Raw genomic sequence first — 16487 nt, forward strand, 5'->3', positions numbered from 1 at the left:
CTCAGACCGCCGCCAGATCGGCGCGCTCGGGCTGGCGCGGTCCGGTCTCGGTCTCGTCGGCGTCGGGCAACTGCAGTTCTGCCGGCACCGGGATGTCGTAGAGCTTCGCGGCGTTGAGCCCCAGGACCTTCTTCTTCTGCTCGAGCGTGATCGGTGCGTATTCGTCGAGGGACTCGTGGATCTGGAAGTCGACGAATCCTTCGACCAACCACTTGGGCGTCCACAGCGCGTAGTCGGAGGAGAAGAAGATGCGATCCTCGCCGAGCCAGTACAGGAGCTCACCCATGATCTGTCCGAAGTACTTCGGGCGCGTGTGCATGAACGGAATGGCGACGGCCAGACCCGCGTACACGTTGGGTTCCTGGGTCGCGATCCAGCAGAAGTCCTCGAGTCGTGGCAGTCCGCAGTGTTCGACGACGAAGTTCAGATCGGTGAAGTCGGTGGCCACATGGTCTACGTCCGCGACGTCGAACGCGTCACGATCGAGCGGACGAATCGTCGGTCCCTTGTGCACGTGGATGTTCTTGATGCCCACCTCGCGGCACACTTCGAGGTAGCGCCGCGTCCAGTCGTCGTCGAGCTTGTAGCCGCGGGAATCGCCGTGCCACTCGGCGGTGTACAGCTTGACGCCCTTCAGCCCGAAGCGTTCCGCGTCCGCGCGCAGTTGGTCGAGGCCGCGTTCGCCGTTGCGCGGGTCGAAGTGGTGGTTGTACGTCAACTTGTCCGGGTGAGCTGCCGCGAGTGCAGAGGCCTCCTCGGTCTGGCCGAAGCCGGACTTGTAGAACTCCCCGAGGTGAGCGGGCTGGAAGATGGCGTGATCCACGTACCCGATCTCGAACAGGTCGTGCATGAGTCGCTCGCCGCCCTGGTAGAGGTACTCGTCGTACGTCCACAATTCGCTCTCGGGGGAGAGGTTGCGGTGGTAGTCGTAGAAGCAGTCGATGAACTGTTTGCCGTGGATGTTGCGCTGATTCTGCTCCCGCGCATCCCACAGAGCGACATGGGCGTCGACGATGAAGAAGTTCTCGCCGTTCTTGGTGTACATGCGGTGTGCCTCCCGAGTTCTGCGATACGTGACGTGCGTCACGTCGTTGTGGGAACGACGGTAGGTCCGCAACGAGCCTCCGTGTCGGCCTCGGCGTCTCAATTCGAGACGTTGCCCCGGCAAGGATGGCGACTCGTGAATGTAACCTGGATCACATGGCAGATTCCGGGGGTCTCTCGCGGGCCCGACTCCATTCGGAGCCCCTCGCTGCCGTCTCGCATCGACTCCTCGCGTCGTGGCACCGCAGCCAGCGGTACGGGGTGTCACTCGACGAGGTTGCTCCGGTCTTCTCCGGAACCTACGACGACGAGTCCCTGTTCTACCGATGCGGTCGCGAGGTACTGAACGGGTTGCGCGACACCTTGGCGAACGAACCGGTGTCGATGATGCTGACCGATGCCGACGGTCTCGTGTTGGACCGCGTCAGCGCCGATCGCGAACTGCTGGCCGCGCTCGACCGCGTGCATCTGGCACCCGGCTTCTCGTATGCCGAGGACCAGGCCGGTACCAACGGCCTCGCGCTGGCGCTGGCGGATCAGGTGCCCGCGGTGGTGCGGGCGGACGAACACTATTCGCTCTCGCTCGCCGGGTACACGTGCGCGGCTGCTCCGGTTCTCGATCCACTCACCGGCCGGGTCGAGGGCTGCGTCAATCTGACCACCTGGTCGGAGTCGTCGTCGGATCTGCTTCTGGCCCTTGCGCAGTCGGCGGCGGGGAACACTTCGGCGATGATGCTCGCGCGGTCGCAGGGTCAGCATCCGCGGCCGGCCCCGCGCGGTGAGGTGTTCCGAGTCGAGACTGCGCACAGCGGTGCAGGATCCGGGATCGTCGACGCACTCTCACCGTCGTGGCGTGGCGCACTCGAATCAGCGAAATCCGCACTCGCCGAGCATGGTTCGGTGCTTCTGGTCGGCGAGGCCGGATCGGGTCGAGCGACCGTGCTGGCTCGAGCGCTACGAGCATCCCGGCCCCGCGGCCGCATCCTCAGCGCCGGTGCACCCGCTGCCCGTGACGTCGAAGCCTGGCTGGACCTGTGGACCCCCGAACTACCGAAACCCGATACCGCTGTGGTCATTCGCGATGTCGACCGGCTGCCTGCGCGTGCGGCGGACACGTTGGCAGAACTGCTTCGCCGCGCGGGCGACGGCGTGCCGGTGACCGTCACCGCGTCGAATTACGACGACGTTCCCACCGCACTCGCAGGCCTGCTGCGTACGGTCGTCGAATTGCCTGCACTACGGCATCGCCCCGAAGACATCTCGCCGCTCGCTCTGCACCTCGCGGGCCGGGTGCGCGGGCGGGCAGTGACTCTGACCGCCGCTGCCGAACGGGCACTGCGGGAGTACTCCTGGCCGGGCAACGTGGCGGAAGTGGCGACGGTGATGCATCAGGCCGCGATCCGCGCGGACGTCATCGGAGTCGAGCACCTGCCGCCCGAGGTGCTCTCGCGCAGCACCCATCGACTCACCCGCATCGAGACCTTCGAGCGCGACGAGATGATCCGCGTGCTCTCTCGGCCCGGCATCACCATGAACGAGGCGGCCGAGGAACTCGGTATGAGCCGAGCGACGATCTACCGCAAGAGAGATCGATACGGCATCACGCTTCGTTCCTGATCGCATACCCTCGGACCCATGGCCAGTAGCTCACCGTCGATCGAGATACCGGTGGGCGAGCGCAGCGTCCGCATCTCCAACCCCGACCGGGTCTATTTCCCCGAGAGCGGTGCCACCAAGCTGGATCTGGTGAACTACTACCTGAGCGTCGGCGACGGCATCGTGCGCGCGCTACGGGAACGCCCGTGCATGATGCACCGCTTTCCCAAGGGCCTGGCCGGCGACAAGGTGCACCAGAAGCGCGTGCCCAACGGCGCGCCGCCGTGGCTCGAGACGGTGCAGGTGACGTTTCCCCGCTACAACCGCACCGCGGACGAGCTGTGTGTGACGGAACTGGCCCACGTGGCCTGGGCGGTGCAGATGTCGACCGTCGAATTCCATCCGTGGAACAGCCGCCGCGCAGACGTCGAGCTGCCCGACGAATGGCGCATCGACCTCGACCCGATGCCCGATTGTTCCTTCGACCGGGTTCGACGCGTGGCCGGGGTCGTGCAGGAAGTGCTGAGTGATCTCGGTGCCGTCGGCTGGCCCAAGACCTCCGGCGGACACGGTCTGCACATCTACGTACGCATCGACCCGGCCCACGGATTCAAGGACTTGCGAAGGGCGGCACTGGCTTTCGCGCGGGAAGTCGAGCGCCGCGCACCCGAGGACGTGACGACGACGTGGTGGCGCAAGGACCGCGACCCGTCGAAACTGTTCGTGGACTACAACCAGAATGCCCGTGATCACACCATCGCCAGTGCGTATTCGGTGCGCGGAAATCAGCAGGCGACGGTATCGACGCCGATTTCCTGGGACGAGGTTGCCGACGTCGACCCTCGTGAGTTCACGATGTTCACGGTGCCCGCCAGATTCGCCGATCTGGGTGACCTTCACGCGGGCATCGACGATGCGGTGTTCGCAATCGACGAGCTACTCGAATGGGCGGAGCGGGACGAGCACGAGGGTTTGACGGAGCCCGAAGAGTAGCCGAACTCGAAGTTGTGGACGGAAATCAGCGAAAATCCGTCCACAACGTCGAGTTCGGCGGCAGGAGTGGAGCCTGCGGAACGACCCGCTTGGGCAGGAGTGGAGCCTGCGGAACGACCCGCTTGGGCAGGAGTGGAGCCTGCGGAACGACCCAGTTGCGCAGAGATCAGTCGGTGCCGGACTCGATGGCGGCGTGGTCGAGTGCCGAGGAGTCCACGGAACTGTCGGGGCTGCTGGCTGCGATGGCGTCGGCTCCGCCTGCGGGGAGTTCGCCGATCAGTTCGCCCCAGGCCGTGAGTTGATTCTGCGCGGCGTACTGCTCGAGCTTGCTGCGTGAATCGGCGATATCGAGGTTGCGCATCGTGAGCTGCCCGATGCGGTCGCCGGGGAAGAACGCCTGGCCCTGGCTGCGCTCCATCGACAACTTCTCGGGGTGGTAGCTGAAGTTGGTGCCCTGGGTGTCGACGATGGTGAAGTCCTGGCCGCGGCGCAGACGCACCGTCACGCTGCCGCTGACGACGTTGCCGACCCAGCGCTGCAGACCTTCGCGCAGCATCAGTGCCTGCGGGTCGAACCAGCGTCCCTCGTACAGCAGACGTCCGAGTCGACGGCCCTCGTTGTGGTACGAGGCGACGGTGTCCTCGTTGTGGATGGCGTTCACCAGACGCTCGTAGGTGATGTGCAGCAGTGCCATTCCGGGTGCCTCGTAGATGCCGCGGCTCTTGGCTTCGATGATGCGGTTCTCGATCTGATCGCTCATGCCGAGGCCGTGGCGGCCGCCGATGGCGTTGGCTTCCATGACCAGGTCGACGGGGCTGTCGAAGCTCTTGCCGTTGATCCGGACGGGGCGGCCGCGCTCGAACTCGACGGTGACCTCCTCGGGCGCGATCTCCACCTCGGGGTCCCAGAACCGAACGCCCATGATCGGGCTGACGATTTCGAGGGACGTGTCGAGGTACTCGAGCTTCTTCGCCTCGTGGGTGGCGCCCCAGATGTTGGCGTCGGTGGAGTACGCCTTCTCGGCGGAATCTCGGTAGGGGAGGGTGCGCTGGGTGAGCCATTGCGACATCTCGTGTCGGCCGCCGAGCTCGGCGACGAACGCCTCGTCGAGCCAGGGCTTGTAGATCCGCAGCTGCGGATTGGCGAGCAGGCCGTAGCGGTAGAACCGCTCGATGTCGTTGCCCTTGTACGTCGAACCGTCGCCCCAGATCGAGACGCCGTCTTCCTGCATGGCGCGCACCAGCATCGTGCCAGTGACCGCGCGGCCGAGGGGAGTGGTGTTGAAGTACGTCTGCAGTGACGAGCGAATGTGGAACGCGCCACAGGTCAGTGCAGCCAGACCCTCCTCGACGAGCGGCTCACGGCAGTCGATGAGCCGCGCCTGCTCGGCCCCGTAGGCCAGGCCGCGCTCGGGCACATCGGACAGATCCGGCTCGTCGTACTGGCCGATGTCTGCGGTGTACGCGTACGGAATCGCGCCGTGCTCGCGCATCCATGCGACCGCCACCGAGGTGTCGAGACCACCGGAGAATGCAATGCCGATTCGTTCGCCGACCGGGAGGGAGTTCAATACCTTCGTCACGGCAAGCAGCCTAGTCGGGCCAGCTCAGTCGTTCGGTCAGCTGGGCCGATCGGCGAGCGACTCCACCGCATTGCGCACCGCAGCGAGGTGCGCGGTCATGGCACCTGCTGCCGCGTCGTACTCGCCGGATCGGATGCCGTCGACGATGGCGTCGTGCTCGACGTTGGACTGCTGCTGCCGATGTGCAACGAGGTTGAGGGTCTCCGATTGCCGCGTCAAGGCATCGCGAATATCGACGATGATCGCCTCGAACACGCGATTCTTGCTCGCCCGCGCGATCGCGGTGTGGAACTGCGCGTCCAGCAGAACCCAGGCCTCGTGGTCGTCCTCCGAACGCATTTCGTCGGCCAGGCCGGCGAGCACCGTCAACTCCTCGTCGGTGCGGCGCTCTGCGGCCCAGCCGGCGGCAGGAATCTCCACGTGCGGGCGGGCCTCCATGAGTTCGCGGGCGGCGTAGTTACCGATGTCGAGGTCGCTGCCGACGCGGTCGCGAATGACGAACGTGCCCAGGCCCGTCTTGGTCTCGGTCAGGCCGAGGGCGTGGCAGGAACGCAGAGCTTCACGAATGACGGACCGGCTGACGCTGTGCCTGGCGGCAAGTGCCGCCTCGGACGGCAACTTCTGACCGACGGGGAGTTCGCCCGACGATATCGCCGCGCGCAGGTCTGCGAACACCGCCTCGGCTGCGCTCATCCGGGCGTTCGTGGGCGCACTGACTGCCCAGCTGTCCGACAGGTTCATGACGTGATCCTAGCGTGGGGTTGACCGATGAGGTGTTCTGCGCCACACTCTACCTGTCAGACAGCCGGACAGCTGGACACCCCCACTTAGGAGCGCACTGTGGCCGATACCCGCATCGAGAAGGATCTTCTCGGGGAACGTGACATCCCGACGAGCGTGTATTGGGGAATCCACACTCTGCGAGCCCTGGAAAATTTCCCCATCACCGGGCGCCCGATCTCCACCAACGCACACCTGGTTCGCGGCCTCGCGGCGGTGAAGTGGGCGGCCGCGTCGGCCAATCAGGATCTCGGAATTCTCGACGCCACCCGCGGGGAAGCGATCCGCGCGGCGTGCCAGGAGATTCTCGACGGTCAGTGGCACGAGCAGTTCGTCGTCGATGTCATTCAGGGCGGCGCGGGCACCTCGACCAACATGAACGCCAACGAGGTCATCGCGAACCGCGCCCTGGAGATTCTCGGGCATCCGCACGGTGACTACAGCATGCTGCATCCCAACGAGCACGTGAACGCCTCGCAGTCGACGAACGACGTGTACCCGACCTCGGTCAACATCGCGACCATCTTCGCGGTGCACGAGCTCATTGCATCGATGAAGGTGCTGCGAGACTCGTTCTCCCGCAAAGCAAGCGAATTCGCCACCGTCGTCAAGATGGGCCGCACCCAGCTGCAGGACGCGGTGCCGATGACCCTGGGGCAGGAGTTCGGCACCTACGCGATCATGATCGACGAGGACTGCTCACGCCTGGAAGAGGCGGCGCTGCTGGTGCACGAGATCAACCTCGGGGCCACCGCCATCGGCACCGGGCTCAATGCACCCGCCGGGTACACCGAATCGGCCGTCGCGCATCTGCGGACGATCACCGGCCTGCCGCTGGTGACCGCGACGGACCTCATCGAGGCCACCCAGGACGTCGGACAGTTCGTGCACCTCTCCGGTGTGCTCAAGCGCGTCGCAGTGAAGCTCTCGAAGATCTGCAACGACCTGCGCCTGCTGTCCTCCGGTCCGCGTGCCGGCTTCAACGAGATCAATCTGCCTCCGATGCAGGCGGGTTCGTCGATCATGCCCGGCAAGGTCAACCCCGTCATTCCCGAGGTTCTCAATCAGGTTGCCTACGAGGTGATCGGCCACGACGTCACCATCACGATGGCCGCCGAGGCAGGGCAGCTGCAGCTCAACGCATTCGAGCCGATCATCGTCAAATCCCTGTCCGACGGTATGGCGCACCTGAGTGCCGCGTGCCGAACCGTCGCGCATCGGTGTGTCGACGGCATCACCGCCAATGTCGATCTGCTGCGTGAGCGCGTGGAGAACTCCATCGGTCTGGTCACCGCGCTGAGCCCGTACCTCGGATATGTGGAATCCACTGCCATCGCGCAGGAAGCGCTGGTCAGTGGACGCAATGTCGTGGATCTCGTACTCGAGAAGGGCCTACTGGCGCGCGAGGAGCTGGATCGACTGCTGAGTCCCGAGCATCTCGCGAATCTGCGGGTGGCTCCCACCGAGCATGCTGTTGCTCCCGAGACGTCGACGAGGTGACACGATGAGCACAGAGAATCGGAGTGTCGATACCGACAAGGCCTTCAGCGAGGAAGACCTGGGGTATCGAAAAGAGCTGGCTCCGCGCCAGATTCAGATGATCGCCATCGGTGGCGCGATCGGTACAGGCCTCTTCATGGGTGCCGGCGGCCGACTGCACGACGCCGGTCCGGCCCTGGTGCTCGTGTACGCGCTGTGCGGATTCTTCGCCTTCCTGATCCTGCGCGCACTGGGCGAGCTGGTGATGCATCGACCGTCGTCGGGATCGTTCGTCTCGTATTCCCGCGAGTTCTTCGGGGAGAAGGTCGCTTTCGCGGCCGGTTGGCTGTACTGGATGAACTGGGCGATGACGGCCGTCGTGGATGTCACGGCTGTCGCGCTGTACATGAACTTCTTCAAGAAGTACTGGGCTCCGCTCGGTAACGTCGACCAATGGGTGTTCGCGCTCGCCGGCCTGGTGCTCGTTCTCGGGCTGAACCTGGTGTCGGTCAAGGTGTTCGGCGAGCTGGAGTTCTGGTTCGCGCTCATCAAAGTCGTTGCCCTGGTGACCTTCTTGGCGATCGGCACTTACTACGTCATCTTCGGAACCCCCATCGACGGGCAGGAACCGGGCCTGAGTGTGCTCACCGACAACGGTGGTCTCATCCCCAACGGATTGCTGCCGGCGATCGTCGTGATCCAGGGCGTCGTGTTCGCCTACGCCTCGATCGAGCTCGTCGGCACCGCGGCAGGGGAGACCCAGAACCCGGAGAAGGTGATACCCAAGGCGATCAACACCGTCATCGTCCGTATCGTCGTGTTCTACGTCGGCTCGGTGCTACTGCTCTCGTTGCTGTTGCCGTACACCGCCTATCAGGCCGGTGAGAGTCCGTTCGTGACGTTCTTCGGAGCCATCGACGTCGAGGGCGCGGACGCCATCATGAACCTCGTCGTCCTCACCGCAGCGCTGTCCTCCCTCAACGCCGGCCTGTACTCCACCGGACGCATTCTGCACTCGATGGCCGTCGCCGGCTCGGCCCCCAAATTCGCTGCGCGGATGAACAAGTCGGGAGTGCCGTACGGCGGTATCGCTTTGACCTCGGTGGTGACACTGCTCGGCGTCGTACTCAACGCCGTCGTGCCGGCGCAGGCCTTCGAGATCGTGCTCAACCTCGCCGCCCTCGGCATCATCAGCGCCTGGGCCGTCATCGTGGCGTGTCAGCTGAAGTTCTGGTCGCTGTCCAAGACCGGCGCGGTTACCCGACCTGCATTCCGACTGTTCGGTGCGCCGTACACCGGATACGCAACGCTAGGCTTCCTGGCGTGTGTACTCGTGCTGATGGCCTTCGACAAACCGGTGGGAACCTGGACGGTGGCGTCGATCCTGCTCATCGCGCCGATGCTCATCGGAGGATGGTTCTTGTGCCGCAAGCGAATTCGAGAGGTGGCGGCGCGCAGTGAGTAAGGAGTGGAGCCTGCAGGAACGACCCGAAAAGGTCAGCTTCGTGTCGCTGCTGACCACCGGTGGCACGATTGCCAGCAGTCGCGACGAGCACGGTGTCTCTCGGCCGGTTGCCGGTATCGGGGTCGATGTCGACGGTGTTCGGGTGCGCGAGGTGATGTCGAAGGACAGCTCGGCGTTGGACTTCGCCGATCTCGACACGATTCGCACTGCAGTGGCAGACGCTCTGGCCGAAGACGGCTGCATCGGAGTGGTGGTGCTGCACGGCACCGACACCATGGAGGAATCGGCGCTGTACGTCGATCTGTTCCACGACGACGAGCGTCCGGTGGTGTTCACCGGTGCGCAGCGCACTGCCGATCATGTCGATCCGGACGGCCCGAGCAACATCGCTGCGGCGGTGGCGGCTGCGCAGTGCGAACACGGTGTGCTCATCGCGTTCGGTGGGCGGTTGCTGCCTGCCCGGGGCGCGATCAAGAAGCACACCACCGAGCTCGATGCGTTTCGGTCGGCGGAGCTTCCTCGACCGAAACCCCTGCAGTGGAACCCCACTGCCGGGATCCGTGTGGACATCGTCGCGCTGTATCCCGGGGCCGACGGGCTGCAGATCGATGCGTGCCGCGAGGCCGGGGCGTCGGGCATCGTGCTCGAGGCGACGGGCTCGGGCAACACCAACGCCCGCGTCGTCCATGCGGTGAAGGAGGCAGTGGCGGCCGGGGTGCACGTGGTCGTCACGACGCGGGTGCCGTTCGGTGAGACCTCGCCGACCTACGGCGGCGGTGGGGGTGGGCACGATCTGCTCGATGCGGGTGCGGTGTTCTCCCGGGAACTGCGGGCCGGGCAGGCACGCGTCCAGTTGGCGGCGCTCATTGCCGCGGAAGCAGGTGCGATGGTTGTCCACAATTTCTTCTCGTAGGCGGAAACCCGTCTGCGGAGGCAAATATTGGTCACTTGGCGCACCACACCGGGAGGCATGACATGGGCACGATCGAGATCGAGTTCGCTCCGCACTGGGTGAATGCGGCGCTCGTGCGCGCGTTGGCGCGGCCGTTCATCACGATCGACGGCGTCGAGCATCGGCAGTCGTGGACCGCATCGTCCACCTATGCGCTCGAGCCGGGCAGTCACGACCTCACCGCCTTCATCCGGTACCGCGGTACGAGAGCGGCGCTGGGTACCGGCCGAAGAACTGTCTCAATCGATGCGGGAGAACATGTTTCGCTGCGCGCCCGCAACGGCTGGGCCAATCACATGCCGTTCGAGCTAGAGCTCCGACTCACCCCAACTCGCGACGTGTAGTTCGTCGCCGACCGTCACCGTGCCGTCCTGCACCACCGAGAACTTCGCTCCGAAAGCGACGCCCTTCTGCCGACCGCGGCGGTAGTCGCCCAGTGTGCGCAGCGGCTCCGGGCCGGTGCGCACACCGGTCGTCTGCTCGACGGTGGTGACGGCGCACCGGATTGCGAGTTTGGTGTACGCGAGGCGAGCAGACCCGATCCCGACCTCGCGTACCTCGTCTTCCCGGTGCGGGGAGTCCCAGCCGTCGACGACGATGTTGGGCCGAAAACGATCCATCGGCAGCGGTGCGTCGAGACGGGAGTTGAGCCCGGCCAAGGTGGCCGTGGAGAGGATGTGCACCGCCGCGCTGTCGGCGAATTGTGCTGAGCCGGGCCGAATTCCGTCGGTGACTCGGCCGTGGTCGCGCGGGGCGGCGACCAGCCTCGAGGGTTCTCCGATCACCTCGGTGAGCCAGGCAGCAACCTGATTGCCCTGATCGATTCCGCGCATCGGCGCGCGGAACATCGTGATGTCGCGCGCCTCGGAGTCGCGGTCCACCGGCACGGTCACCGAACCGGTGGACGCATGCGCGAGGGTCAACGACCCGTCCCCCACCGAACATCGGACGACCGCGAGAACGGGGTCGGTGCGTTGACTGCGAAAAGCGCCGTCTTCATCGATGATCATGAACGCTCGATCGTGTTCGAGCCCGGTGGCGCTCACCTGTGCCGAGTCGAGCACGGCACCAGCACAGCCTTTGACGGGATAGGTCACCAGAGACGACACGCGCACCCGTCGAGGATACTGGTCTTCATGACACGTGCTCTGTTGGTAGTGGATGTGCAGAACGATTTCACCGAGGGCGGCGCGCTCGCGGTGGCCGGCGGTGCCGAGGTAGCGCGCAAGATCAGTGCGTACCTGGCACGTCACGGCGACGAGTACGACCTCGTGGTGTCCTCGCGGGATTGGCACGACTCAGTGGGCGACAACGGCGGCCATTTCGCCACCGATGCCGCCCCGGATTTCGTCACCACCTGGCCGGTGCATTGCGTCGCGGGCACGGTCGGAGCCGAGTATCACCCGGACTACGCGACCGGTTCGGTCGACGTGCACGTCTACAAGGGCCAGGGGAAGCCGTCGTATTCCGCGTTCGAGGGCGTCACCGAGGACGGGACATCTCTGGCCGAGATCCTGTCCGCCAACGAGGTCACTGCCGTCGACGTCGTCGGACTCGCGACCGATTATTGCGTTCTGGCGTCGGCCAAGGATGCCGTGGCCGAGACGCTGAACGTGTGTGTTCTCACCGACCTCGTCGCGGGAGTTGCGCCCGAGTCCTCCGCCGCGGCCCTCGACGAGCTGCGGGCATCCGGCGCTTCGGTGGTCTAACTGTCGATCGTCGTGGTGATCGACGTGACCGACGGTGCCGCAGGGGTGCTTCCGAACCCGAAGGTCACCGGGGGAGTGACGGGAGTCAGCGATCCGAGATCCGCGCCCTGCCACGATGCCCGCACGTCGGTCACGCGATGCTGGTGCCTGGCCCCGTAGTACTCGCGTCGGCCGCCACCGGCGCTGCCGCGGGTGCGCACTCCGCGCAGCAACACTCGGGCGATGGGGTCACTGATCGCACAGAACCATGGTGCCGTGGACACCGCGTCGGGAACGAGACTCAACGCGCGGCCGAGTACGGTGGGCCCGGCAACTCGGATCTGCACCGACAGGTCACCCGCTGTCACCGATCGCCAATCGTCCTGCTGAGAGGCGAATGTCACCGGGACGAGCTCGGTGGCGTCGAAGGTGTACGTGGCGGTGACGAATTCCCGGACGTCCTCGTTGGGCGCGACGAGTAGGCGTCTCCCGTCGGCGAATTGGATCATGACGTCGGTGAACTCTCCGAGCGGCGACTTCGTCCAGTGCCCGACGACGATCCGCACACCGGACGTAGTGCCTACCCCGTAGATCTCACCGTGAAACCGTGATCTGGTCATCGTGCACCCTCACCTCGTCGGCACTGTGCGCTCCCAAACTGTGCGGTGCATAGTGGAGGTCATGGCGTCCTCGCAACCCACTGTATTCGTCCTTTTCGGCGCAACCGGAGACCTCGCGAAGCGAATGGTCCTGCCGTCGTTCTACCAACTTCACCTCGAGGGCCTGTTGCCCGAGAAATGGGTCCTGATCGGCAACGGGCGTAAGGATTCGTCCGACGACGAGTTCCGCGACCATGTCCGCAGCGTGCTCGACGAGTTCGTCGAGAACGTGGCCGAGGACGATTGGTCGACATTCTCCGAGCGAATCCGCTTCGCGGGCAACGGCTTCACCGTCGACGATCCCGGCAAGCTGCCCGAGGTCGTCGCCGAGGCGAAGAAGGACATCGGCGACGACGCCCAGTTGGTGCACTACATCGCGTTGCCGCCGAGCACCTTCGTCGACTACACGAAGGCCCTCGGTGCACACGACCTGGCCGACGGTGCCCGGGTGGTCTACGAGAAGCCTTTCGGGACCTCGCAGAGCAACTTCGAGGAACTCGACAAGGCCGTCCACGAGGTGGTCGACGAAAAGCAGGTCTATCGAATCGACCACTTCCTCGGTAAGGAAGCGACGCAGAACCTGCACGTGGCGCGGTTCGCCAACGGAATGATCAGTGGAATCTGGAACTCCGAGCACGTGGCGCAGGTACAGATCGACGTCCCCGAGACGCTCGACATCGACGACCGCGCCGAGTTCTACGACGCCACCGGTGCCGTGCTGGACATGCTCGTCACGCACCTGTTCCAGGTCGCGGCAGAGGTGGCGATGGAACCGCCCGCATCGCTGAAGGCCGATGATCTGCAATCGGCTCGCGAGACGGTGATCGGCCGGTTCCGTCCGCTGGACACCGCCGAAGTGGTTCTCGGTCAATACGACGGTTACCGCGACGTCGAGGGCGTGGACGAGAACTCGAAAGTCGACACGTTCGTCGCGGCCAAGTTGTGGGTAGACACCGATCGCTGGCGTGGGGTTCCGTTTCTGCTCCGCACCGGGAAGATGTTGGGTGTCAGCGAACAACGCGTCTCGTTGGTGTTCCGCAAGCCGGCCGACAGTCCGCTGGGCGAGCTGCCGGAGGACGGCGCGGTGCTCTCGTTCGACCTTTCGGGTGACGGGGCCATCGACATCGCCATGACGGTCAAGGAGCCGGGACCGGATTTCGACCTGTCCGTCGGACACCTGGCACTCCCGCTCGAATCGGTACCCGACGCCGAGCCGCTCAGCCCGTACGCGCGCCTGATTCTCGACGTGCTGGGCGGCGACCGTTCGCTGTTCACCCGGCCCGACGGTTTGGCGCACGTATGGGACGTGGCGGCACCGTTGCTGAGTGATCCGCCTGAGGTGAAGCCTTATGCACCCGGTTCCATGGGCCCTGCCGAGGCCGACCAACTCGCTGCACCGTGTGGCTGGTTGATCACCGGATAGAACGGACGCCTACCCATGCGCACGACCGGAATCGGGTGGTCAAAGACGTAGGGCCGGTTCTGAACCGGACAAACGGGGCGTATGACTTTTACTGCCGAAAGATGGCCCGACCGCCTTGGTCGAGGTTATGTTCTTGTCGCTCGGACGGCGCACAGGCCGAACGGCCTCGGCAATTTTTCGAAGGGAACAATTCATATGTTGTGGGAACTCATCACCGGACTTCTCGGCGGCGGCGAAGACGGCGGAATCATCGGTGGAATCGGTGACGGTATCGGCGGAATCATCACCGACGGCATCGCCGCGGGCATCTCCGATGCGATCACCGAACTCTTCACCGGTAGCGCCGAGGGAATCTCCAGCGCAAGCTAGCCGCGAAGCCCCGGGCCGGTTCGTTCGGGTCCGGGGCTTTGTCGTGTCCGGGCTGCGCTGTCATGCACGACGCGGCACCAGCATCAGGGCTGCGAGGTAGATCAGCACGACGGTCCCGCCGGTCAGGACCGCTCCGGCGACGGTGGCAAGGCGGACGACGTTGACGTCCCAGCCGAAGTATTCTGCGATGCCGCCGCACACACCTCCGATCATCTTCTGTGAACTGGACAGGGTGAATTCTCTGGGTGAACCGCTCTCGAATGTCATGGTGAAAAGTCTGCGTCATCAACGGCTTTCGGCGCATCGGGGGTTTCACCCATATCCACCCCGATAAACGGATGGTCCGAAAGCGCGGCGCGAACAAGATTCTCGACTTTTCCCGGTCGAGCCCTGGACCGCAGACTCCGGCGGGGGTTACGGTCGCTATCGATCGGCCGTGCGCGTACCCGGCCCGTCCCCCTTGCGGGCCGGGTACTCGCGCAGCGCTCCAGAGGCGTCGGGTGTTCACCGAATCGCCATGAATTGGTCACCGATGAGCACTAACTTTCGGCACATGACCGACAACGATCTCCGCAACGGTGAGGCTCCACGTACGAACCTGAGCGACTTGCTCGACATCACCGAGGCTGTCGATCTTGCCGACACCTCGGGCTTCACCGTCGACGACTCCGATGACGACGATCCGGTTCTGCTGACGGTTCCCGACGGCCACGTCGTCGATACCTGGCGGGAGAACTACCCGTACGACGAGCGCATGACCCGGGCGGAGTACGACCTCGAGAAGCGCCTGCTGCAGATCGAGCTTCTGAAGCTTCAGATGTGGACCAAGGAGACCGGGCGTCGTCACGTCATCATCTTCGAAGGTCGCGACGCCGCCGGTAAAGGCGGCACGATCAAGCGCTTCATGGAGCACCTGAACCCGCGTGGTGCCAGCGTCGTCGCTCTGGAGAAGCCCTCGGCGCGTGAGTCGACGGAGTGGTACTTCCAGCGTTACATCGCGCACCTACCCGCGGCCGGGGAGATCGTGATGTTCGACAGGTCCTGGTACAACCGGGCAGGCGTCGAGCGCGTCATGGGTTTCTGCACCGACGAGCAGCACGCCCAGTTCGTCCGTCAGGCACCACTGTTCGAGCAGATGCTCGTGGACGAGGGCATCAGCCTGACCAAGTTCTGGTTCTCGGTGTCGCAGCACGAGCAGCGCACCCGCTTCGCCATCAGGCAGGTCGACCCGGTGCGGCAATGGAAACTCTCCCCGATGGACCTTGCCTCGCTGGACAAGTGGGACGCGTACACCGCGGCGAAGGAAGAGAACTTCCGGGCCACCGATACCGATATCGCGCCGTGGACAGTGGTCAAGAGCAACGACAAGAAGCGCGCCCGCATCAACGCAATGCGTTTTGTGCTCAACAAGTTCGACTACGCCAACAAAGACCCCGAAATCGTCGGCAAAACCGACCCGTTGCTCGTCGGTCGCGCGAAAGACGTGATCGGCGAATAGTTTTCGCCGAGAACTCGGTCGCACTACCTATGAATCGTTGCGGTGCTACCGCTTCGAGATCTCGAGTTGGTACCGGGTGCTGCACCGGACGTCGGCGTGCGGTAGGAACGAGGGAGGTCGTATCACCTACGGCTGTACGTAAACACGAGCATCAGGAGATCCCATGGGTTCAGCAGCGCAGTTCTTCACCGACATCGCCACCGGCGTCTACGACGGCATCGTCGACGCGATCGTCGATCAGATCGTCGGCGTGTTGACCTCGGGTAGCGCCGCTTAGTCGTCCGTCACGGCCGCGGTCGCCGTCGGGGGGCGGCCGCGGCATCGGCGACGTCGTGATTGTTTTGTGATAGCTCACCAAGATTTTCGACTTTTAGTCCCGATTGTGTATACGGAACGTGATGTGAACGGGTAGAAATCTCCTTGCAGAGGAAATCGAGTGACGTCCGTCACTTTTGATCTGCGAATCCCCTCGACCAAGGAGCAACAGTTATGTCGGCTGAACTACTCGGTAGCCTCTTCGAGATTCTTCTTCCGCTCCTGCTTTCGGGCAGCGCGGCCTGACGACTGCAATCGCGGTCCGACCTTTCGAGTCGACGATGCCGGTACCCGAACAACGGGTACCGGCATCGTCGCTGAGTCCGACCGGAAGTCGTCGGTTCCGACAACTACGGTCCGGTGCGGTAGATGTGGCGGCCGACCGAACAGTGCGGTATCAATAGTGCGGCATCGATCAAACGGTGATCGGTGCATCGCACTCACCCAGGAGCACACGTGGACTTCTTCCAGTATGTCGCCAGCTTTTTCAGCACGGTCACCGGTAGCGCCGCGTTGGTAGACGGAGCCGGAAGCTCGACACCGGACGTCATCGTCACACCGTTCTGATCTCAGCTCTTCTTCGGGCCGTATCCGTGTAGTCGGCGGATGCGGCCCGACGTGTCTCGAGATGATGGTCGTCGTGC

The 16487-nt window shown here is 64.5% G+C and carries 16 protein-coding genes; 10 read left to right on the forward strand and 6 right to left on the reverse strand.

Annotated features, from left to right (window positions below; all coding sequences use genetic code 11):
- Position 1: 1 nt before the first annotated feature.
- Positions 2 to 1045: an amidohydrolase family protein gene (locus CH275_RS24500; RefSeq protein ID WP_094681107.1), complete on the reverse strand. Its 1044-nt coding sequence runs from the start codon at positions 1043 to 1045 to the stop codon at positions 2 to 4.
- Positions 1046 to 1200: 155 nt separating this feature from the next.
- Between CH275_RS24500 and CH275_RS24505 the strand changes: the two genes are divergently transcribed.
- The gene (locus tag CH275_RS24505) at positions 1201 to 2661 is read left to right on the forward strand and encodes a helix-turn-helix domain-containing protein (RefSeq protein WP_094681108.1); all 1461 of its coding nucleotides are present in this window, start codon (positions 1201 to 1203) and stop codon (positions 2659 to 2661) included.
- A gap of 18 nt (positions 2662 to 2679) precedes the next feature.
- Positions 2680 to 3633: a non-homologous end-joining DNA ligase gene (gene ligD, locus CH275_RS24510; RefSeq protein ID WP_094680759.1), complete on the forward strand. Its 954-nt coding sequence runs from the start codon at positions 2680 to 2682 to the stop codon at positions 3631 to 3633.
- A gap of 166 nt (positions 3634 to 3799) precedes the next feature.
- On the opposite strand, the gene argG is transcribed toward ligD, so the two are convergent.
- Positions 3800 to 5215, reverse strand: a complete 1416-nt coding sequence (gene argG, locus CH275_RS24520; protein WP_094680760.1) for an argininosuccinate synthase — start codon at positions 5213 to 5215, stop codon at positions 3800 to 3802.
- Positions 5216 to 5251: 36 nt separating this feature from the next.
- Entirely contained in the window at positions 5252 to 5956 is a 705-nt protein-coding gene (locus tag CH275_RS24525; RefSeq protein ID WP_094680761.1) for a FadR/GntR family transcriptional regulator, read from the reverse strand.
- Between the two features lie 99 nt (positions 5957 to 6055).
- Between CH275_RS24525 and aspA the strand changes: the two genes are divergently transcribed.
- The 4 genes from aspA (at position 6056) to CH275_RS24545 (ending at position 10235) form a co-directional block, all read left to right on the forward strand.
- Positions 6056 to 7495, forward strand: coding sequence for an aspartate ammonia-lyase (aspA, locus tag CH275_RS24530; protein WP_094680762.1), 1440 nt, complete (start codon positions 6056 to 6058; stop codon positions 7493 to 7495).
- 4 nt (positions 7496 to 7499) lie between these two features.
- Positions 7500 to 8939 carry an amino acid permease gene (locus CH275_RS24535; protein ID WP_094680763.1) on the forward strand — a complete coding sequence of 480 codons (1440 nt, stop codon included), beginning with the start codon at positions 7500 to 7502 and terminating at the stop codon, positions 8937 to 8939.
- Positions 8932 to 9852, forward strand: a complete 921-nt coding sequence (locus CH275_RS24540; RefSeq protein WP_256991195.1) for an asparaginase — start codon at positions 8932 to 8934, stop codon at positions 9850 to 9852. The genes CH275_RS24535 and CH275_RS24540 overlap by 8 nt, the downstream gene beginning before the upstream one ends.
- A 62-nt stretch (positions 9853 to 9914) precedes the next feature.
- Positions 9915 to 10235, forward strand: coding sequence for a hypothetical protein (locus CH275_RS24545; protein WP_094680764.1), 321 nt, complete (start codon positions 9915 to 9917; stop codon positions 10233 to 10235).
- Here CH275_RS24545 and CH275_RS24550 read toward each other — a convergent pair.
- Positions 10200 to 11006, reverse strand: a complete 807-nt coding sequence (locus CH275_RS24550; RefSeq protein WP_094680765.1) for an MOSC domain-containing protein — start codon at positions 11004 to 11006, stop codon at positions 10200 to 10202. The genes CH275_RS24545 and CH275_RS24550 overlap by 36 nt on opposite strands.
- Before the next feature lie 21 nt (positions 11007 to 11027).
- Between CH275_RS24550 and CH275_RS24555 the strand changes: the two genes are divergently transcribed.
- Positions 11028 to 11600, forward strand: a complete 573-nt coding sequence (locus CH275_RS24555; RefSeq protein WP_094680766.1) for an isochorismatase family protein — start codon at positions 11028 to 11030, stop codon at positions 11598 to 11600.
- On the opposite strand, the gene CH275_RS24560 is transcribed toward CH275_RS24555, so the two are convergent.
- Positions 11597 to 12199, reverse strand: a complete 603-nt coding sequence (locus CH275_RS24560; protein WP_094680767.1) for a hypothetical protein — start codon at positions 12197 to 12199, stop codon at positions 11597 to 11599. The genes CH275_RS24555 and CH275_RS24560 overlap by 4 nt on opposite strands.
- A 61-nt stretch (positions 12200 to 12260) precedes the next feature.
- On the opposite strand from CH275_RS24560, the gene CH275_RS24565 reads away from it, so the two are divergent.
- Positions 12261 to 13661: a glucose-6-phosphate dehydrogenase gene (locus tag CH275_RS24565; RefSeq protein WP_094681110.1), complete on the forward strand. Its 1401-nt coding sequence runs from the start codon at positions 12261 to 12263 to the stop codon at positions 13659 to 13661.
- Between the two features lie 195 nt (positions 13662 to 13856).
- Positions 13857 to 14030, forward strand: a complete 174-nt coding sequence (locus CH275_RS29650; RefSeq protein WP_179276323.1) for a hypothetical protein — start codon at positions 13857 to 13859, stop codon at positions 14028 to 14030.
- Between the two features lie 60 nt (positions 14031 to 14090).
- Here the strand turns inward: CH275_RS29650 and CH275_RS24570 are convergent, their stop codons facing one another.
- Positions 14091 to 14297, reverse strand: coding sequence for a PspC domain-containing protein (locus CH275_RS24570; RefSeq protein ID WP_032380296.1), 207 nt, complete (start codon positions 14295 to 14297; stop codon positions 14091 to 14093).
- Positions 14298 to 14583: 286 nt separating this feature from the next.
- Here CH275_RS24570 and ppk2 point away from each other — a divergent pair, with 286 nt between their 5' ends.
- Entirely contained in the window at positions 14584 to 15528 is a 945-nt protein-coding gene (gene ppk2 / locus CH275_RS24575; RefSeq protein WP_179276324.1) for a polyphosphate kinase 2, read from the forward strand.
- Positions 15529 to 16487 lie beyond the last annotated feature (959 nt).

The organism is Rhodococcus sp. 06-235-1A, from assembly GCF_002258785.1.
In the GTDB taxonomy this organism is placed as follows: Bacteria; Actinomycetota; Actinomycetes; order Mycobacteriales; family Mycobacteriaceae; genus Rhodococcoides.